This is a genomic window from Phytohabitans aurantiacus (assembly GCF_027923225.1).
GTDB lineage: Bacteria > Actinomycetota > Actinomycetes > Mycobacteriales > Micromonosporaceae > Phytohabitans > Phytohabitans aurantiacus.
In genome coordinates, this window is the sequence record NZ_BSDI01000058.1 from 1 (window position 1) to 19,507 (window position 19,507).

Annotated in this window: 15 protein-coding genes; 10 read left to right on the plus strand and 5 right to left on the minus strand. The window is 71.9% G+C overall.

Going from position 1 to position 19,507, the window contains the following annotated elements; all coding sequences use genetic code 11:
• Positions 1-234 precede the first annotated feature (234 nt).
• Positions 235-1,401 carry a serine hydrolase domain-containing protein gene (locus QMG73_RS37735; RefSeq protein WP_281903779.1) on the plus strand — a complete coding sequence of 389 codons (1,167 nt, stop codon included), beginning with the start codon at positions 235-237 and terminating at the stop codon, positions 1,399-1,401.
• A gap of 21 nt (positions 1,402-1,422) precedes the next feature.
• Positions 1,423-1,893, plus strand: coding sequence for a LysR substrate-binding domain-containing protein (locus QMG73_RS37740; RefSeq protein WP_281903780.1), 471 nt, complete (start codon positions 1,423-1,425; stop codon positions 1,891-1,893).
• A 25-nt stretch (positions 1,894-1,918) separates the two neighbouring features.
• Here the strand turns inward: QMG73_RS37740 and QMG73_RS37745 are convergent, their stop codons facing one another.
• The 3 genes from QMG73_RS37745 to QMG73_RS37755 all read right to left on the minus strand — a co-directional run bounded on the left by QMG73_RS37745 (position 1,919) and on the right by QMG73_RS37755 (position 7,458).
• Positions 1,919-2,377, minus strand: a complete 459-nt coding sequence (locus QMG73_RS37745) for a hypothetical protein (protein ID WP_281903781.1) — start codon at positions 2,375-2,377, stop codon at positions 1,919-1,921.
• Between the two features lie 2 nt (positions 2,378-2,379).
• Positions 2,380-4,707 (minus strand): molybdopterin oxidoreductase family protein, encoded by a 2,328-nt coding sequence (locus QMG73_RS37750; RefSeq protein WP_281903782.1) that lies wholly within the window; start codon positions 4,705-4,707, stop codon positions 2,380-2,382.
• A 99-nt stretch (positions 4,708-4,806) separates the two neighbouring features.
• Positions 4,807-7,458 carry an AAA family ATPase gene (locus tag QMG73_RS37755; RefSeq protein ID WP_281903783.1) on the minus strand — a complete coding sequence of 884 codons (2,652 nt, stop codon included), beginning with the start codon at positions 7,456-7,458 and terminating at the stop codon, positions 4,807-4,809.
• A 135-nt stretch (positions 7,459-7,593) separates the two neighbouring features.
• On the opposite strand from QMG73_RS37755, the gene QMG73_RS37760 reads away from it, so the two are divergent.
• The 6 genes from QMG73_RS37760 (at position 7,594) to QMG73_RS37785 (ending at position 14,010) form a co-directional block, all read left to right on the plus strand.
• Entirely contained in the window at positions 7,594-8,169 is a 576-nt protein-coding gene (locus tag QMG73_RS37760; protein WP_281903784.1) for a hypothetical protein, read from the plus strand.
• Positions 8,170-8,317: 148 nt separating this feature from the next.
• Positions 8,318-9,754: a basic amino acid/polyamine antiporter gene (locus QMG73_RS37765; protein WP_281903785.1), complete on the plus strand. Its 1,437-nt coding sequence runs from the start codon at positions 8,318-8,320 to the stop codon at positions 9,752-9,754.
• Positions 9,755-9,775: 21 nt separating this feature from the next.
• Complete coding sequence (locus tag QMG73_RS37770; protein WP_281903786.1) at positions 9,776-11,038, plus strand: arginine deiminase; 1,263 nt, start codon at positions 9,776-9,778, stop codon at positions 11,036-11,038.
• Positions 11,039-11,040: 2 nt separating this feature from the next.
• The gene (locus QMG73_RS37775) at positions 11,041-11,694 is read left to right on the plus strand and encodes a response regulator transcription factor (protein ID WP_281903787.1); all 654 of its coding nucleotides are present in this window, start codon (positions 11,041-11,043) and stop codon (positions 11,692-11,694) included.
• Between the two features lie 103 nt (positions 11,695-11,797).
• Positions 11,798-12,985 (plus strand): DUF418 domain-containing protein, encoded by a 1,188-nt coding sequence (locus tag QMG73_RS37780; RefSeq protein WP_281903788.1) that lies wholly within the window; start codon positions 11,798-11,800, stop codon positions 12,983-12,985.
• Positions 12,982-14,010: a sensor histidine kinase gene (locus tag QMG73_RS37785; RefSeq protein WP_281903789.1), complete on the plus strand. Its 1,029-nt coding sequence runs from the start codon at positions 12,982-12,984 to the stop codon at positions 14,008-14,010. The genes QMG73_RS37780 and QMG73_RS37785 overlap by 4 nt, the downstream gene beginning before the upstream one ends.
• A 426-nt stretch (positions 14,011-14,436) precedes the next feature.
• Here the strand turns inward: QMG73_RS37785 and QMG73_RS37790 are convergent, their stop codons facing one another.
• Positions 14,437-15,249: a hypothetical protein gene (locus QMG73_RS37790; protein WP_281903790.1), complete on the minus strand. Its 813-nt coding sequence runs from the start codon at positions 15,247-15,249 to the stop codon at positions 14,437-14,439.
• A 260-nt stretch (positions 15,250-15,509) separates the two neighbouring features.
• On the opposite strand from QMG73_RS37790, the gene QMG73_RS37795 reads away from it, so the two are divergent.
• Together QMG73_RS37795 and QMG73_RS37800 are read left to right on the plus strand one after the other, a co-directional pair.
• Positions 15,510-17,777 carry a M4 family metallopeptidase gene (locus tag QMG73_RS37795; RefSeq protein WP_281903791.1) on the plus strand — a complete coding sequence of 756 codons (2,268 nt, stop codon included), beginning with the start codon at positions 15,510-15,512 and terminating at the stop codon, positions 17,775-17,777.
• A gap of 159 nt (positions 17,778-17,936) precedes the next feature.
• Positions 17,937-18,551 (plus strand): hypothetical protein, encoded by a 615-nt coding sequence (locus tag QMG73_RS37800; RefSeq protein WP_281903792.1) that lies wholly within the window; start codon positions 17,937-17,939, stop codon positions 18,549-18,551.
• On the opposite strand, the gene QMG73_RS37805 is transcribed toward QMG73_RS37800, so the two are convergent.
• Entirely contained in the window at positions 18,523-19,497 is a 975-nt protein-coding gene (locus QMG73_RS37805; protein WP_281903793.1) for a helix-turn-helix domain-containing protein, read from the minus strand. The genes QMG73_RS37800 and QMG73_RS37805 overlap by 29 nt on opposite strands.
• Positions 19,498-19,507 lie beyond the last annotated feature (10 nt).

Below are 19,507 nucleotides of genomic sequence, written 5' to 3' on the forward strand. Positions count from 1 at the left end.
GCCACTGGGAATACCACCAAATCACACCCGGCCTCTTCCAATGGCACACCGCCCTCGGCCACACCTACCTCGTCCCACCCGAACCACGACCAGAGAGCTAGAGCACTCTGCGGTCAGGTTCAAGATCGGGGCCCTGCCCCTACGGGCCCTGGGTGGGGGCAAGCACGGATGGTCGCGCATAGAAGGTCTTCATAGGCTGCACACAGGACAGTGCCGCCGAACGAAGGAGCAGACATGCGCATCCATCCGGGCCGTGCACTGGCCGGGACGGCTCTCGTCGCCGTCCTGGCCATCAACCCCGTCGCGGGCACCGCCGCGGGGGCGGCGCCAGCGGCCGGCGACAGGCGGATCCTGCAGGACGCCGCAGACGACCTGCACGCGCTGGGCATCACGGGCGTGCAGGCAGTCGCCGGCGACGGCCGCCGCACCAGCGCCGTGCGTGCCGGCGTCGCCGATATCCGCACCGGCGCGCCCGTACCCCGCGAGGGTTACCTCCGCATGGGCAGCAACGCCAAGACGTTCGCGGCCGTCATCGTGCTGCAGCTGGTGGCGGAGCGGCGACTGTCGCTTGAGGACACCGTCGAGCGATGGTTGCCCGGCGTGGTCACCGGCAACGGCAACGACGGCCGGCGGATCACCGTACGCCAGCTGCTACAGCAGACCAGCGGCATTTACAACTACACCAGCGACCTGCCCGGTCTTGCCTCGCCCGAGGGATACCTGGAGCACCGGTTCGAGCGCGTGGATCCCGAGGAGCTCGTGGCCATCGCCATGAAGCACGAGCCGCTCTTCGCGCCCGGCACGAGCTGGGACTACTCCAACACCAACTACATCCTCGCCGGCATGATCATCGAGAGGGTCACCGGGAGCACGTGGGCGGCGCAGGTGCGTGACCGGATCACCCGGCCGCTGGGACTGAACCACACCTTCTCGCCGGGTGACCGGCCCACGCTGCCACACCCGCACGCCCGCGCGTACCAGCAGTTCGAGCCGGGTGGCCCGCTGGTCGACACCACGCTGCTGAACGTGAGCTGGGGATGGGCCGCCGGTGACCTCGTCACCACCCCGACCGATCTGGTCCGGTTCTGGCAAGGGCTCCACAATGGACGCCTGCTCGCCCGGCCACAGCTCGACGAGATGCACCGCACCGTGCTCGCCGTGACGTTCCAGGACTACGCGCCCGGCATGCGGTACGGCCTGGGAGTCATGTGGATGCCCAGCCGCTGCGGCGGGTACTGGAGCCACGGCGGAGACGTGCTCGGTGTCAGTACCGTCAACGGCGTCACCGGAGACGGACGCCGCGCGGTCGTCCTGTCTCTCACGACGCGCCTCGCGTCCGACGAGGAGTACCTCGCCAGCATCTGGCGCGCGGACGAGGCGGTCGTCGACATCCTCTGCTAGACACCGCTTCGCTAGACCGAGATGTCGACAGGGGGGCGTAGCGGGGCGAGGCTCGCGAGCGCGTCGTGCACCGGGTTCTTCCGGAACGCGTCCACGAGCCCGCCCTCCGTCGCGGTGTCGCCGTCGAAGGCGGGGAAGGCGACCTGCTCGCACGCCGTCCCCTTCGTCCTGCCGCGCGGCGGCCTCGCGCGCGACGCCGCCCGGCGCTGGTTTCACCGCCAGCGGCTCGACCCCGCGATCGCCGCCGAGGTCGACGGGCACGAGGCACTGCTCACGCTCGTGTCGCTCGGTGTCGGCGCCGGCGTGGTGCCCCGCCTGGTACTGGACACCAGCGTGGCCAAGGGGCGGCTCGCGGTCATACCCACCGACCCGCCCATCGGCACCTTCGTCGTCGGCCTGTGCGCGCGCCGCACCGACCTGCGCCGGCCCGTCCTCTCCGCCCTGTGGGCCTCGGTCGCCGCGACGCGCCGCTCACCCGACCACGGTGCCTGACCAGTCAGTCAGCCAGCCCTGCCTCTCAACCAGCCACGACGAGCGCCTGCGGCGCGGCCTGCTTCATGCGGGTGCGCAGCCACTGGAGCTGGATGGTGGTCTCCCGTTCGCAGGTCGTGACGACGCCGAGCAGGTCGCGGTCGCGCACGCCTTGCGCGGCCTGGCCGACGACGGTCCAGCAGATGTCGCACTCGGCCGCCATGAGATACAGGTCCTGCAGGTCGCGCAGGAGGCCGATGCCACCGGTGCGGGTGCCGCGGAACAGCTCCGAGTGCAGGCGGTCCGGCTCGTCCGGCGCCTCCTCGGAGTAGCGTTCGGCGAACGGGCTCAGCCGCTCGGAGTGGCGGTCGCACACCTGCGCCTGCTGCTCGCAGAGCAATGCGACGTCGGGCTCGTCCCCATGCGCCTCGCCGACGCGGCGGAACGCCTCCGCGAGGTTGCCCTGCGCCCGGTGCAGCAGTCCGAGATAGTGGGCGAGGTGCACGGCTACTCCCTTCCGTCGGGTACCGCGGTCACCCGGACGGCGGCGACCTTGTAGATCGGCTGTTTCGACACGGCGTCCCACGCGGTGAGGGTCAACTCGTTGGCGGCACGCGGCACGCGCTTGTCGGGGTCCACATCGAAGTATCCATAATGGAACGGCACGAACACGACGCCGGAGCGTACCCCACCGATCCGGGCGTGCACGCGGATGGTGCCGCGCGGTGAGGACACCTCGACCAGGTCGCCGTCCGCGATGCCGAGCGGCTCCGCGTCGGCGGGGTGCAGCTCCACCCACGCGTCGGGGGCCGCCGCGTTGAGTTCCGGTGCGCGGCCGGTCTTCGTACGCGTGTGGAACTGGTACACGGTGCGGCCGGTGGTCAGCAGCAGCGGGTACTCGTCGCTGGGCACCTCGGGCGACGGGCGGTAGTCGGCGGCGTGCAGGAACGCCCGGCCGGCCGGCTCCTTGGCCCGGTACTCGTCCGCGCTGAACTCCGCCCCGGTGCTCAGATCCTGGCCGTACGTCTCGCAGTAGTCGGGATCGGTGTTGAACACGCCGCCGGTGTAGAGCCGTTCGGTGCCCTCGGGCGCGCCCGCGTGGCACGGCCACTGGATGCCGCTGGCGCCGCGCAGCTTTTCATACGTCATGCCGGTGTAGTCGCACGGACGCCCGGCGGAGCACGCCTTCCACGCCTCGAAGACCTCCTCCGGTCCCGTCCACGGGATCAGTGGCCGGCCGTCACGGTCGCGGAAGTCCATCCGCCGCGCGTAGTCGAGGAAGATGTCCAGATCGGACCGTGCCTCACCGGGCGGGTCGACGGCCTTCTCCGACAGGTGCACGGTGCGGTCCACATTGGTGAATGTGCCCGTCTTCTCGCCCCACGTCGCCGCCGGCAGCACCACGTCGGCGAGTTCGGCGCTCTCGGTCAGGAAGATGTCCTGCACGACCACGAACAGGTCCCGGTTGGCGAGGATCCGCCGCACGCGGTCGAGTTCCGGCAACGACACCGCCGGGTTCGTCGCCGAGATCCACAGCAGCTTGATCGAGCCCTGTTCGGCGTACCGCCAGATCTGCATCGCGTGCGTCGGCGGCGACCAGTGCGGGATCGTCATCTCGTCGACGTTCCACAGCTCGGCGAGTTGCTGGAGGTGGTGGGGGTTGTTCCAGTTGCGCATGCCGGGCAGGTCACCGTCGGCGCCGGTTTCGCGGGTGTTCTGCGCCGTCGGCTGGCCGTTCATCTGGTACAGGCCGGCACCCGGCCGCCCGATCATCCCGCGCAACAGGTGCAGGTTGTTGACCTGGCAGGACGCCGCGGTGGCCTGGTTCGACTGGTAGAACCCCTGCAGCACGGTCGACAGCAGGCGCTCGGCGGTGCCGATGAGCTCGGCGGCACGCTCGACATCGGCCGCCGCCACGCCGCAGATCTCGGCGACCCGGGCCGGCGGGTACGCGTCGACCACTCCCGCCAGCTCGTCGAATCCGATGGTGTGCTCGGCGACGTACCCCGAGTCGTACCATCCTTTGTGGATGATCTGGCGCAGCAGGCCGTTCAGCAACGCCTGGTTGGTGCCGGAGCGGATGGCGAGATGCACGTCGGCCTCGCGCGCGACGGGTGTGGTGCGCGGGTCGACGGCGAGCATCGCCGGCGGGTTCGGGCCGCTGCGGCGGTCGAGCATCCGCATCCACAGCACGGTCTGGGTCGCGGCGACATTGTGGCCCCACAGGGCGATCGCGTCGCAGTGGTCGACGTCGGTGTACGAGCCGGGCTGACCGTCGGTGCCGAAGCTCGCCTTGAGCGCGGCCGCCGAGGTCGCCGTGCACAGCCGGGTGTTGCCGTCCATGTGCGGCGTACCGATGCCGGCCTTCCCGAGCACCGCGAGCGTGTAGTACTCCTCCAGGAACAGCTGCCCCGACGTGTAGAAGCCGAAGTGCCCCCAGCCGCCCGGCCCGTCCAGCAAGGCGCGCGAACGCTCGACCACGCGGTCCATCGCGGTGTCCCAGTCGGTCTCGACGAGGCGGCCGCCGTCGCGCACCAGCGGCCTGGTCAGCCGGTCAGGACTGTTGTTGGCCTGCCAGCCGTAGAGGTCCTTCGGGTCGAGCCGGCCGTGGTTGACCCGGTCGGTGGCGCGTCCCCGCACGCCCGCGATCCGGCCGTCCTTGACGGCGATATCGAGCGCGTCGCCGTTGGAGTGCAGGATCGAGGCGGAGCGCACCCACCGGTCCACGCCGGCGTCGCCGAGCCCGTCGGCCAGGTGCTGGTCCACACGCTCGGGCCAGCGCTCCCCCGGCCCGTACGGGGTGCGCTCGCCCCACGGGTTCTCGATCCGGTCCACGGCACCCCTCTACCCGCTTTCCACCCGACTAGTCCTCGTGATCAGGGCGTTCCTCAAGTCGCTCTAACGACTTGAGGGACGCCCTGATCACGGCGCGGGCTACGGGAGGATGTCGCGGAGCTGGGCGCGGGCCGTGATTCCGAGTTTGGGGAAGGAACGGTACAGGTGGGTCGCCACCGTCCGGGGGGACAGGAAGAGCTGCTCGGCGATCTCCTTGTTGGTCAGGCCGCGCGCCGCCAGCCGGATGATCTGCTGCTGTTGCGGGGTCAGGTCGGCCAGCGCGTCCGGCTCGGCGGCGACCAGGCTGACGCCCGAGGCACGCAGCTCCGCGTGGGCGAGCGCCGTCCACCCGCGCGCGCCCAGGCGGCGGAAGGTCTCCAGGGCGGCCAGCAGCAGCGGCCGGGCATCCGTGCCGCGGCGCCGGCGGCGCAGCCACTGGGCGTACTCCAGCTCGGCCTGGGCGCGCTCGAACGGCCAGCGGGTGCCGGCGGGATCGGTCGCGGCGCGCCGGAAGTGCGGCTCGGCGTCGTCGACCTCGACCAGCAGCGCGCGGGCACGCTCGGTCAGCAGGATCAGCCGGGTGGAGAGCCCTCCGGTCACCGAGCCGGTGAGCCGGTCGAGTATCTCGCAGGCGTGGTCGCGCCGGCCGGTACGGGCGGCCGCCGCGGCGAGGTCCGCCACCGCGTACCAGGCGCCGTGGAAGTGGTCCGGGTCGCCGTCGCCGGTGAACAGCGTCCGGAACTGCTCGTACGCCAGCTCGTGGTCGCCGTCGGCGGTGGCGGCCAGCCCGGCGGCGTGCCGTGCCCGGCCGGCGATCGCACGGCTCTGGCACGGGTCGATGGCGGCGAGCGCGGCGGCCGCCCTGTCGCGGGCGGCCGCGGTGTCTCCGCGTACCGCCAACAGGCTGGCCTCCAGCGCGAGGACGCCCGCGGCGACCAGCTCGACCTGCCCCTCCGCCGCGATCGCGGCCGCGGCCGCGGCGGCCGTCTCGGCCTCGGCCCACCGGCCCTGGTCGGCGTAGGCGCGGCCCAGGCACACGAACGTCGACCCGCTGCCGCCCAGCGCACCGGCGGCCCGGCGGCCGTCGATCGCGGCTTCGAGCAGGTCGACGGCCTGCGCGGTCTCGTCGAGCGTCCACGCGGCGGCGCCGAGCGCGCCCAGCTCCAGCGGGTTGTCGGTGCGCGCCTTGGCAAGGCTCGCGAGCAGGTCCTCGCGCTGGCCGAACGGGTCGGTGGCCGCGACGATCCAGATCCGCCACGGGTTGTCGGCCGGCAGTGGCATCCTGGACGCCGCGCGCAGCACCTCGCGGCGCGCGGGCTCCTCGCCCATGTGGTACGCGGTCAGCGCGGCGTTGACCAGCGCGACCGCCGCGTTCTGGCCACCGCTGGCGGCGGCCGGCAGCAACACGGCGAGCGCCGCGCGGTGGCGGGTGGTCTGCGACAGCGCCCAGCCGGTGGAGTGCGCGGCGAGCGCGAGCACGGCCGGGTCGCTGGTGTCGGCGGGCACCTGTGCGGCCAGTTCCTGCACCCAGCCCAGCTGTCCGGTGAACGTGGCCGCGTCGGCGCCCAGGGCGTGCCGCCGCGCCCGGTCGGCGGGCTCGGGGCTGAGCCGTGCGGCGCGTTCGAGCGCGCGGGCGGCGGCCGCGTACCCGCCGCGCTGCCGCGCCCGGCCGGCGGTGGCCTCGAGCGCGGCGGCGACCGCCTCGTCCGGCCCGGCGCTGGCCGCCGCCAGGTGCCAGGCCCGGCGGTCCGGCTGGTCGCGCAGCGCCTCGGCGAGCGCGAGGTGGACCGTGCGGCGCTCCGCGAAGGACGCGGCCTGGTAGATGCCCGAGCGCACCAGCGGATGGCGGAAGCGGACCTGCTCGCCGTCGAGGTGGACGAGCCCGGCGCGCTCGGCGGGCAGCCAGTCGGTGAGGTCGGCCCCCGCCGGCCCGGCGGCGAGCACGTCGGCGAGGTCACCGTCGGCGGCCGACGCGAGCAGGAGCAGATGGCGGGTGGTCGCCGGCAGGTCGGCCACGTCGGCGGCGAAGATCGCTTCCAGGCGCGCGGTGAGCGGCAACGCGCTGCCGCACGGGCCGCCGGCCGTGCGCGCCAACTCGACCAGGGCGAGCGGGTTGCCGGCCGCGATGTCGAGCACGTCCAGCCGGGTGCGGCCGGACGGCGGGACGGGCTGCAGGTCGAGCAGCCGGTTGGCCTCGTCGGGCCCGAGCGGTCCGAGCGTGACGGTGGGTACGCCGTTGTCGAGACCGGGCGGCGCGGCGCGCCCTCGCGCGGCGGCGAGCAGCGCGATGGGTACCCCGTCGAGGCGGCGCGCGGCGAACGCCAACGCGTCCAGCGAGCCACGGTCGATCCACTGCGCGTCGTCGACGACGACCAGCAGGGGGCGCTCCCGGTCGGAGAGCAGGGTCAGCACCGCCATGCCGATCAGCAACCGGTCCGGCGCGACCGTCTCGTCTTCCATGCCGAACGCGCCGAGCAGCGCGGAGCGCTGGCGGGCGGGCAGCCGGTGGGCTCCGCTGAGGGCCGGGCGCAGGAGCTGGTGCAGCGCGGCGAAGGCGAGGTCGGCCTCGCGTTCGCTGCCGTCGGCGCGCAGCACCTGCCAACCAGCCTCGGCGGCCCGCTCGGCAGCCGCCGCGAGCAGGGTGCTCTTGCCCATGCCCGGCTCGCCGACCACGACGAGCGCTCGGCCGGGCGCCTCGACGAGGGCGAAAATCTCGGTCAGCTCCCGTTGCCGTCCGACGATCTCACGCATCAACGGGACTACCTCGAATCTTTTTCACGAAAAAGGCCCCCCGAGCTGGGCAAAGTGTAGTCAGGTGACTGACGAGCGCGCGATGAGAAAGATCGCACAATGCCACCAATGGAGATGAATTGCTGGGGGGCAACCATGGATGACCGGCGCGCGCTCGCGACCATCACGCTGCCGGAGGTCGACACCACGGGGTACCTGCTGCTGGCGGCCGAGGTGGACGGGCACAGCGGCACACCGAGCGAGACCAAGAGGACACTGATCGCCGACCTGCGGGGCAGCGCGTCGCAGTTACGCCGGGACATGTTCGCGAACCTGCTGATCATGACCGCCGAGCGGTTGCGGCCGGGGACGGGCGGACCGCCCCGGTACGACGTCGCCGTGGTCGTCCAGGCGCCGACCATCGAGTCCGCGCACTGGCTCAAGGGCGACCCCGCCTTTGGCGGGCTCTTCAAGCGGGTGCACGAGGCCGCGCGGCAGACCCACGTGGTCGTCACCTACAACGTCCGGAAGAACGCCTGCGAGTACGGCCCGCGCCTGCCCCGCGCCTACATGCTGATGCGGTACGCCGTCGGCGACGAGCGCGAGGTGGTACCCGGCTGGGGCTGGACGTACCGCCGGCACCTGCTGACCGACGTGCTGTTCAGCCCCGCCGTGCACCGCTACCGCCGTGCCACCCCCACCAGCCGGGCCATCATGTACCGGCTGGCCTGAGCCGCAAGACCTCGCATCGCTACCCAGGGCAGCCGCAACCACCCCGCCTCGCGTGCCGGATCCGGCGAACCCGAAGCGGAGTCACCCCGAGCCCGCTAGCTTGGGACTTCGCGGTCATATGCCACACGGGTGGAATCGAGGTACCGCCGTGACCGCGACCGATACACGGGAAGCGTCGACGACCGCCAAGCTGACGTTCTGGACGATGACCGCGATGGTGGTCGGCTCGATGGTCGGTGCTGGCGTCTTCTCGCTGCCGCGCCGCTTCGCCCAGGAGACGGGCGTGGCCGGTGCGCTCATCGCCTGGACCATCGCCGGTTCCGGCATGCTGATGCTGGCGTTCGTCTTCCAGACGCTCGCGATCCGCCGGCCCGACCTCGACGCGGGCGTGTACGCGTACGCCAAGGCCGGCTTCGGCGAGTACCCGGGCTTCTTCTCGGCCTTCGGGTACTGGGCCAGCGCCTGCGTCGGCAACGTCACCTACTGGGTGCTGATCATGTCGACGGTCGGCGCCATCGCACCCGCTCTCGGCGACGGCGACACCGTGCTCGCCATCGCGCTGTCCACTGTGGGCCTGTGGGGCTTCTTCCTCCTCATCCGCAAGGGCGTCACGGGCGCCACGGCGATCAACCGGATCGTCACGGTCGCCAAGCTCGTGCCGATCGTCGTCTTCGTCGTGCTGGCCCTGTTCTACCTCGACCCGGGGGTCTTCGCCGACAACCTGGGCGGGGCCGACTACGCCGGCTCGCTTTTCAACCAGGTACGCGGCACCATGCTCGTCACGGTCTTCGTCTTCCTCGGCGTCGAGGGCGCGAGTGTCTACTCTCGACACGCCAAGCGCCGCGAAGACGTGGGGCGCGCCACCATCCTCGGCTTCCTCAGCGTGTTCGCCGTCTTCGCGTCCGTCACGATCGTCTCGTACGGCATCATGCCGATGGAACAGATCGCCCAGTTGCGCCAGCCGTCGATGGCGGGCGTACTGGAGGCCGCGGTCGGTGACTGGGGCGAGGTGTTCGTCAGCGTCGGCCTGATCGTCTCGGTACTCGGCGCCTACCTGGCCTGGACGCTGATGGCGGCCGAGGTGCTGTTCGTCGCGGCCAAGGACGACGACATGCCCCGGTTCCTGCGCCGGTCCAGCGCGGCTGACGTGCCCGTGCCCGCGCTCGTCATGACGACCGCCGCGTCGCAGGTCTTCCTGATCGTCACGTACTTCTCCGAAGACGCGTTCAGCTTCGCCCTCGACCTGACCAGCGCGCTCACCCTGATCCCGTTCCTGCTCGCGGCCGCGTACGCGGTGAAGGTGGCCCTCGGTCGCACGCCCGCCGGCCCGCGGGGGCCGACCCGCGACCTCGTCGTCGGTCTACTCGCGACCGTCTACATCGCCTTCCTGCTCTTCGCCGCCGGCCTGAAGTTCGTGCTCGTGTCGTTCATCATCTACGCGCCGGCCACGATCCTGTTCGTCATCGCCCGCCGCGAGCAGGGCCGGCGCCTGTTCTCGCCGGCCGAGTTCGCGCTGTTTCTCGTCTCGGTCGCGGGCGCGGTCGTCGGGATCGTCGCCCTCGCCGCGGGCTGGATCAGCATCTGACCGTCCTATTGGGAGTGTTCGATGACACACAACGAAAAGCCTCCATCGACCGCCTACGGCGTCTACTCCGAGGTGGGCCGGCTGCGGAAGGTCCTGGTCTGCGCGCCGGGCCTCGCCCACCGACGGCTGACACCGACCAACTCCGACGCTCTGCTCTTCGACGACGTGATGTGGGTCGAGAACGCGCAGCGCGACCACGCCGAATTCGTCGACGAGCTGCGCCGGCGCGGCGTCGACGTGGTGGAGCTGCACGACCTGCTGGCGGAGACGATGGCGATACCCGAGGCGCGCACGTGGCTGCTGGAACGGAAAATCACCCCGAACGAGGCCGGCGTCGGGCTCGTCGACGACACCCGCGCGTACCTGGAGACCTGCGAACCGCGCCGGCTCGCCGAGTACCTCATCGGGGGCCTCGCGACGAGCGACCTGCCGGACGACTTCCGCCCGGATTACGTCGCGCTCGCCCGCGAGTCCACCGGCATCCGCGAATACCTCATGCCGCCGCTGCCCAACACCCTCTACACCCGCGACACGACATGTTGGCTCTACGGCGGCCTGACGATGAACCCGCTGTACTGGCCGGCCCGCCACCACGAGACGCTGTTGATGAAGGCGATATACGAGTTCCACCCGGACTTCGTCGGCTCGACGGTGTGGTGGGGCGACCCCGAGCGCGACTGGGGCCAGGCGACCTTCGAGGGCGGCGACATCATGCCGGTGGGCAACGGCGTCGTCCTGATGGGCATGAGCGAACGCACCTCACGCCAAGCCATCACCCAGGTCGCGGCGGCCCTGTTCGAACACGGCGCCGCCGACCACGTCGTCGTCGCCGGGATGCCGAAACTGCGGGCCGCGATGCACCTCGACACCGTCTTCACGTTCGCCGACCGCGACGTCGTGACCCTCTATCCGACCATCGTGGACGGCGTACACGCGTTCTCGCTGCGGCCCAGCGACAAGGCGCCGGGCCTTTCCGTCACGGACCACGGTGGGAGACCATTCGTCGACGTCGTGGCCGAGGCCCTCGGTCTCCCGGAGCTGCGGGTCATCGCGACCGGCGGCGACGTGTACGCCTCCGAGCGCCAGCAGTGGGACAGCGGGAACAACGCGGTCGCGCTGGAGCCGGGAGTGGTCTTCACGTACGACCGCAACACGCAGACCAACACCCTGCTGCGGCAGGCCGGCATCGAGGTGATCACGATCACCGGCGCCGAGCTCGGCCGGGGCCGGGGCGGCGGCCACTGCATGACCTGCCCGATCATCCGCGAACCCGTACCCTTCTAGCGGTGAGGGTGGTTGTCGCCGAAGACTTGGCATTGTTGCGTGACGGTCTGATCCGGCTGCTGGGCGCGCACGGGTTCGACGTGGTCGCCGCGGTCGACAACGGCCCCGACCTGGTGCGCGCGCTGCTGGAAGACCCGCCGGACGTCGCCGTGGTCGACGTGCGCCTGCCGCCGACCCACACCGACGAGGGCATCCGCGCGGCGCTGCGAGCCCGCGAGGAGGTCGACGGGCTGCCGGTACTGGTGCTGTCGCAGTACGTCGAGCGCCTGTACGCCCGCGAGCTGCTCGCCGACGGCCGTGGCGGCATCGGCTACCTGCTCAAGGACCGGGTCTCCGACGTCGGTGACTTCATCGAGGCGGTGCGCCGGGTCGCCGGGGGCGGCACCGCGCTCGACCCGATGGTGGTGGCCAAGCTGATGGACAGCCGGCGGCGGGCGCTCCCCCTCGACCGGCTCACGCCGCGCGAGCGCGAGGTGCTCGGGCACATGGCGCAGGGCAGGTCGAACGCGGCCATCGCGTCCGCCATGGTCGTCACCGAGAAAGCGGTCGGAAAGCACACCAACAACATCTTCGCCAAGCTGGGGCTCCAGCCGTCCGACGACGACAACCGCCGGGTGCTGGCCGTGCTCGCGTATCTCGACGGCTGGGGGGCCTAGGCGGTTTGTGGGGCTCGGCCCTTGGATGGTGGGCCTAGACCTACCCCCGAAGACGGGGTCCTGGCCCAGGGATTTCACACCCCCCACGCACGAGCCTTTAGGCATGACGCAAACATTGACCGCCCCGGCTCCCGCGGGACCGGTGCCCCGGGCCGCCCGATCGCTCGCCCCCGACCTGACCCGCGGCGCCATGCTGCTGTTCATCGCCCTGGCGAACGCCGCCAACTCCGCCTTCGCCGGCCAGCCCGGCATGGACGGTACGCCGCACGGCCTCCAGCGGATCGTCAACTTCTTCCTCGTCACGTTCGTCGACAGCCGGGCGTACCCGGTGTTCGCCATCATGTTCGGCTACGGGCTGGTGCAGATCGCCCGCCGCGCGGACGCCTCCGGAGGCGCCGACCCTGGAAACCGAGCACGGCGGATCCTCCTGCGCCGCAACGCCTGGCTCGTCGCCTTCGGCGCTGTCCACGGTGTACTGCTGTACTTCGGTGACTTCCTCGGCGCGTACGGCGTCGTCGGTATCGCCGCCACGTTCCTGCTGCTGCGCCGCGGCGACCGGTTCCACCGGCTCGTCGTGGGGCTGTGGGTGCTCCAGTTGGGTTACCTGGCGTTCATCGCCGCCACCCTGGTCACGGGGGCCAAGGGCGGCAGCGCGATCATCGTCGACTCTCCCAACCCGTCGCTGGCGGCCTCCTCGTACGCCGACGCGGTGCTCGACCGGCTCGCGGAGTGGCCCGCGCACACCGCCACGGTGCTGCCGTTCATCTTCATCGTCTGGCTGGGCATCTGGGCCGCGCGTCGGCGCGTACTGGAGGACCCGGCCGCACACCGCACGCTGCTGCGGTTCGTCGCGGTCGTCTGCCTCGGCGTCACCGTGCTGGGCGCCCTGCCATACGCCCTGGTGGCAGCCGGTGCGGTGCGGGTCGACCCCGGTACCCTCGACGCCATGGCCTACCTGCACGCGGGCAGCGGGATGTACGGCGGCCCCGGCTACGTCGCCCTCTTCGGGCTGATCGCGCTCCGGTTCGCGGATCGCCGGCGCGGGCCGGTGGTCGGTGCCGTCGCCGCCCTCGGCCAGCGGTCGCTGAGCGGATACCTGTTCCAGTCGGTGGCGTGGACCGTCCTGTTCGCACAGTTCACGCTGGACCTCGGCGGCAACACGTACATCGCGTTCATCGCAGCCATCGCGGTGTGGACGGTGTCGGTGCTGGCCGCGCGCGGCTTGGACAAGCGGGGTGACCGCGGCCCGGCCGAGCGGCTGCTGCGCCGCCTGACGTACGGCCGGTCATGATTCCCCCTTGGCAGTGGCCGCTGGCGGCCCGGTTCGGTCTGGCTGTGGCGCTCGGCGCCGCGACCTGGCTGGTCTGGGCCGCCACCGGCGTCGACGAGTTCTGGCCGCGGTGGGTGTGGTTCGGTCTGGCGACCGTCCTGGCGGCCGAGCAGCTGCTGCGGTGGGTGCTCCGCGTGCCGGCGGGCCGGCGCCGGTGGCTCGCCCTGGACGGCGCGGTCTGCGCGCTCATCGCGGTGGCCGACATCGCGATCTGGCTACTGTCCGGCCGCGGGCTCTTCTGGCCCGTGTTCACGATCCTCGGACTGTCCATTGTGTTCGGCGCGCACGCGTTCATCGTGAACCGCCGGCCCGACGACCGCGAGCGCGTGCTGACCGAGCGCGTCGACACGCTCACCCGCACCCGACGCCGCGCCGTGGAGAGCCAGGCCACCGAGCTGAAGCGGGTCGAACGCGACCTGCACGACGGCGCGCAGGCCCGGCTCGTCTCGCTCGGGCTCGTGCTCGGCATGGCGCAGGAGCTGATCCACCGCGATCCGGACGCCGCCGCGGCGATGGTGGGCGAGGCCCGGACGACGGCGATCAGCGCGCTCGACGACCTGCGCACCGTCATGCACAGCATCCAGCCGCCGGTGCTCTCCGACCGCGGCCTCGCCGACGCGGTCCGGGCGCTCGCGCTCGACCTTCCCGTGCCCGTCGACATCAACGGCGCACCGCCACCGGACCTGCCCGTCCCGGTCGAGACGGCGGCCTACTTCGCGATCGCCGAGTGCCTGGCGAACACCGTCAAGCACAGCGACGCCACGACGGCGACGGTAACCTACTCCCCGACCCCGCACGCCTCCCCGATCCCGCACGCGCTACGGATCGAGGTGGCCGACGACGGCGGGGGCGGCGCCAGCCCGGCCCGCGGCACCGGCCTGCACGGCATCACCCAACGCCTGGAGTCACTCGACGGCGACCTGCGCGTGACCAGCCCCGAGGGCGGCCCCACCCGCGTGACCATCACCATCCCCCTATCCCCGTGACGCTCCCCCACCGGCCGCCGGCCGCCGCCGTCTTCCCCGCCGATCAAGGGCAAATGCACGCGCTTGGATCTCCATTCCACGTGCATTCGCCCTTGATCGGCGCGACCTTCCTTGATCGGCGCCCGCGCCGCGCCCGCGCCGCGCCCCCGCGCCCCCCGCGCCCGCGCGCCCGCGAAACCCGATTTGGGCTACCGCGACGCTCGTCGTGCTCCGGGCCGTTGCTCCCGCGGCCTCACCCGCCGCGGTTCCACCACCCGTCTTGAGCGTGACTGGGCGCGCAGGGTGAGGCCGCGGGAGCGACGGTATGGGCCGCGACGGGCATCGCGGTAGCCCAAGTCCCGGTTTGTGGGTCCTGGGCGAGGCCAGCGAGCCGCGCCCCGCGGCGCTCGCCGGGGCGCGTACCCGCCGGGTATCGTGCCGGGTGGCTCAGCCGCCCAGGAGCAGGCCGATCACCTGACCCATGGTGCCCGCCGCCGCGAAGACCTGGTCGATCGGCACGTTCTCGCCGTTGACGACCTGGAGCAGGGTGTTGACGGCGCCGAGGACGTCCTGGATACCGGGCACCTCGCCTTCCTGACCCTGGTCCTCGGCCTCCTCCTGCCCAGCCTCTTCCTGCCCAGCCGCATCTTCTTCCGCGGCGCCCTGATCCTCCGCGGCGCCCTGATCGTCGACCGCGCCCTGATCCTCGGTGCCGGCCGCTTCCTCCGAAGAGGCGGCCGCTTCCTCCGAGGAGGCGGCCAGCGCGGCCACGTCGCGCCGGACCAGTGGTGTGCCGGCGACCCTCGCCGCGCTCGCGTTCGCCGCGTCCGAACCGGACGGCGGCGGCAGGAAGTTCGGAGCGCCCTGCTCCAGAACGAAGAAATCGTTGCTCGTCGGGCTGGTCACGCCGACGAGCCGCGGGTCGCCAGCGGACACGACCATCTGGAGTTGGTTCTGCCCCGCGGGCTTGCCGGCGACCTTCACGTTGATGGTGAGGTAGTCGCCCGTGGTGTTTCCGTCGGCCTTGAGCGCCGCCACCTTCGGCCGCGCCGCGGCCGCCATCGTGTTCAGGGAGCCGGCGAACCGCGCCGTGTTGCCAGGGTCGATAGACCAGCCGACCTGCTCCGTCACCCGTACGGCAGCCGAGTCGGCGCCCGCGTTGGTTTCGGACGTCGTCTGTCTGGCGAGCGAGGTGCCGACCCCGACAGCGAGCACGATGCCCGCTGACAGGCCGATCAGGCCAGGTTTCCACATTCGCACCGGAAAGGTCTCCTCTCGATCCGTGGAGTGCCGCCACGCACAGAGAGGTACGGCGCGGGAAGCGCCAGAAAACGCGCACATCTTCCACAACTTCGCGCCGCGAACCCGCACTCAGGTGAGGGCGACCGGCAGATGTGAATGATGCTCACGCCGACGGTATGACCACGCCGGTATCAATGATCGTCTTCCCCGGCCGCCATGTGAATGGATATACATATCGCCATTAGTTAACCCCCCACGCCGGACCCGGGAGGAACTGCGTGAAAAGACCCCTCGCGCTGGCCAGCATCACGCTGCTGGCCGGTAGTGCCCTCGTGGCCACCGCCACGAGTGGCTCGGCCGCACCGCCGGCCGCCCCCGCCGCACCAGCGGTATCGGAAGCGTCGGCCATCAGCACCGCTGACCGCGCGCTCAAGGCCCACCCCCGCGACATCGTCTCCGGCAGCGGCGAGGCGTACACCGCCTTCAGCAGCAAGGTCGACCGCACCGGCGCGGCGCACGTCCGGTACACCCGCACCTATCAGGGTCTGCGGGTGTACGGCGGTGACTTCGTCGTGCACACCAAGGCCGGCGGCGCGTACGCGGGCACGTCGGTCGGCCTGGTCGCACCGCTCACATTGGACACCGCGACCAAGGTCAGCGCGGCTCAGGCCCGCAAGACCGCCCAGGCTCGCTTCGCGGGCAAGGTGACCAACGTGGGCGCCGCCGAGCTGTTCGTCGACGCGAGCAGCGGCAGCGGACGCCTCGCCTGGGAAACCGTGGTGCACGGCTGGGCACCGGACGGGCAGACCCCCTCCCGCCTGCACGTCATCAGCGACGCCAAGACCGGCGCGTACATCGGCGCGTTCGACGAGATCGAGATGGTCAACGGCACCGGTGCGAGTGTCTACTCCGGATCGGTCACAGTGGACACCACGCTGTCCGGCTCGACGTACAGCATGGTCGACCCGTCGCACGGCAACGGCCGCACCTGCGACATGAACAACGGCACCGGCACCTGCACGACGTTCACCGACGCCGACAACGCGTGGGGCACCGGTGCCCCCTCCAACCGGCAGTCCGCCGCGGTCGACGCCCACTTCGGCGCCGCTACCACGTTCGACTACTTCAAGAACGTGCACGGCCGCAACGGCATCTTCGGCAACGGCACCGGCGTACCCTCTCGGGTCCACTATGGAAACGCGTACGTCAACGCGTTCTGGGACGGCGCGCAGATGACGTACGGCGACGGCTCGGGCAACGCCCGCCCGCTGGTATCGCTCGACGTGGCCGGTCACGAGATGAGCCACGGCGTGACCGAAAACGTGGTGCCCGGCGGCCTGACGTACTCCGGCGAGTCCGGCGGCCTCAACGAGGCGACCAGCGACATCTTCGGCACGATGGTCGAGTTCTACGCGAACAACACGTCCGACCCGGGTGACTACCAGGTCGGCGAGAAGATCAACATCAACGGCAACAACACGCCGCTGCGCTACATGTACAACCCGACGCTGGACGGCTCGTCGCACGGCTGCTGGTCGTCGAGCACCAACAGCGTCGACGTGCACTACTCCTCGGGCCCCGGCAACCACTTCTTCTTCAACCTGGCCGAGGGCACCGGCGCCACCGCGTACGGCACGTCTCCGGTGTGCGGGTCGGCCGCGGCGGTGGTCGGCATCGGTCGCACCAAGGCCGAGAAGATCTGGTTCCGGGCGCTGGACACCTACTTCGTCTCCAACACCCGGTACGTCAACAGCAGCAACCCCGGCAACACGGCCCGCGCGTACACGCTGTCGGCCGCGACCGACCTGTACGGCCTGTGCTCCACCGAGTACAAGACCGTCCAGGCCGCCTGGACCGCTGTCAACGTGGCCGGCAACGACACCGCCTGCCCGACCGGCAACGACTTCTCCATCGCGGTGGCGCCGGCCGCCGCGGCGGTCGACCCGGGCGGCTCGGCCACCACGACCGTGACCACCGCGGTCACCAACGGCTCCGCGCTGACCGTGAACTTCACCGCCAGCGGCCTGCCCACCGGCGCGACGGCCGCATTCAGCCCGGCGTCCGTGACGGCCGGCGGTACCGCCACGCTGACCGTCAGCACGTCGTCGACCACGCCCGCCGGCAGCTACCCCGTCACCGTGACCGGCACGTCGTCGGCGGCCACCCACGCGACGACGTTCACGCTGAACGTGAACAGCCCACCGGGCTGCTCGGCGGTCGCACCGACCGACGTGACAATCCCCGACAACACGACCGTGGAGTCGCCGCTGACCATCACCGGCTGCGCCAGCACCCCGTCGACGACCAGCACCGTCGAGGTCCACATCGTGCACACGTACGTCGGTGACCTCGTGGTGTCGCTCGTCGCCCCGGACGGCAGCGTCTACACGCTGCGCAGCCGGACCGGTGGCAGTGCCGACAACATCGACACGACGTACACGGCGAACCTGTCTTCCGAGACGGCGAACGGCACGTGGCGGCTGCGGGTCCAGGACGCCGCGTCCCTGGACACCGGATACATCAACAGCTGGACACTGTCACTCTGACCACATCGCCGGCGCACTCTAAAGGCGGCCTCACCGGAATGGTGGGGCCGCCCGTTCGTTTCGCGCCTCGGCGAAATGATTGCCACGCGAGCCCGCCCCGGCCGAGGCTGGTCCCCGTTGAAGGACGGCGATAGGGGGTGCCGCGTGCGGCGGCGAACGATGTTGGCTGGTCTCTCGGCGGGGCTTACGGCGGGCGTGGTGACGGGGGCGTCCGGCGAAGCGGCCGCGGCCGTACCGGGACGGCAGGTGATCCTGGTGGGGGCGAATCCGGGGGTGAGCCTGTTCGACGGCGACCGGCTGACCGCGTTCGCCTCGGTGTGGGACGTGCGGTGGTCGACCCGCGGCAGCGGCCGGGCGATCGTGCTGTGGCACGCCGACCGGGTACGCGTGCTGGCCACCGAGACGGCGCTCGGCGAGTGGCTGTCGCAGTACTTCACCCGCAACTTCCCCGAGGTCGCGGGCGTACCGTGGCCGGAACCTGCCATCGAACGCGCCGACGTGACCGCGCGCCTCGACCTGGCGACGGGCCTGCACGCGCGGGCCCGCGACGTCAGCGTCCGGCTGGACGGCGTCCTGCACCGGCGCACGTTCAGCACCGACGAGTTCGAGCTGGCGGGGGTGCCGCACTCGCTCAGCCTCGTGCTGGCACCGGCGCGCGAGGCGCGGATCACCGTGCGGGGCCGGGCGCTGCCGGGCACGGTCGTCCTGGGCGGTACGCCGGAGCGGCCGTCGTCGTCCGCCTTCCTCACCGAGGCGGAGGTGTGGAGCGCCTGACCAGTTGGGCGCGGAGCAGTTGGGCGCCGAGCGGGGTGAGCCAGTGCCGCACCCCGCGCCCGACCCGCGCCGTGGCGACCAGGCCGGCCTCGCGCAGCACGGTGACGTGCTCGGAAGCGCTGGCCGGGCTGGCGCCGACACGCCTGGCCAGCGCGACCGTGCCGCACCCGGTGCCGACCGCGCGGAGCACGGCCGCGCGGGTGCCGCCGAGCATGCGGGCGAGCGGGTCGGCGGGGGCGGCATCGGGGTGGCCCGGCAGCGGCGTGCCCGTCGGGTAGTGGATCCGCAGCGGCTCGCCCTCGCTCCAGCCGATCCGCACCTCGTCGACCAGGAACGGTGACGGCAGCATCAGCACGCCCGTGCCGCCGGACCGGTGCTCGTAGTCGAACGGGCGCTCCACCTCCAGCACCTGCCCGCGCAGGCGGAGCGTGCGGTGCAGGCCCGACACCGCGGCCGCGAGCCCGCCCGTGCCCAACTCGGCCGCGCGCCGCCCGATGTCCGCCTCCCTGTCGGCGGCCAGGTGCGCGGCCACCGGGGCCACGGCCACCTCGTGCATCCTGGTCGCGGCCCGCGCCAGGTCGGCCCGCGCCGACCGGTCACCGCTCGCGAGGGCCTTGAGCCACGCCGTGGGCGCGGTGCGCAGGTCAGCGATCTCTTCGCGGCGCCGCTCCGCCGGTACCGTATCGAGGCTTTCGAGACCGGCGGCGAGCTCGGCGGCCAGCGGCTCGACGAACGTGCACGTGGGTCCGGCCGGCGGGTTCAGCGCGAGCAGCGGGTGGACCGCCGGCGTGATCGCCGGCGCCACGGCCGCCCGCCAGTTGGCCAGGGCCGGCACCGGCCGGCGGCGCAGCGCGCGGGCCGCGAGGCCGGCGTCGACCAGCGGACCCGGCGCCGCCTCGAACCGCACCCGCGTGAGGTCGTCGGCCGTCAGCACGATCCGCAGCACCAGGCCAGCC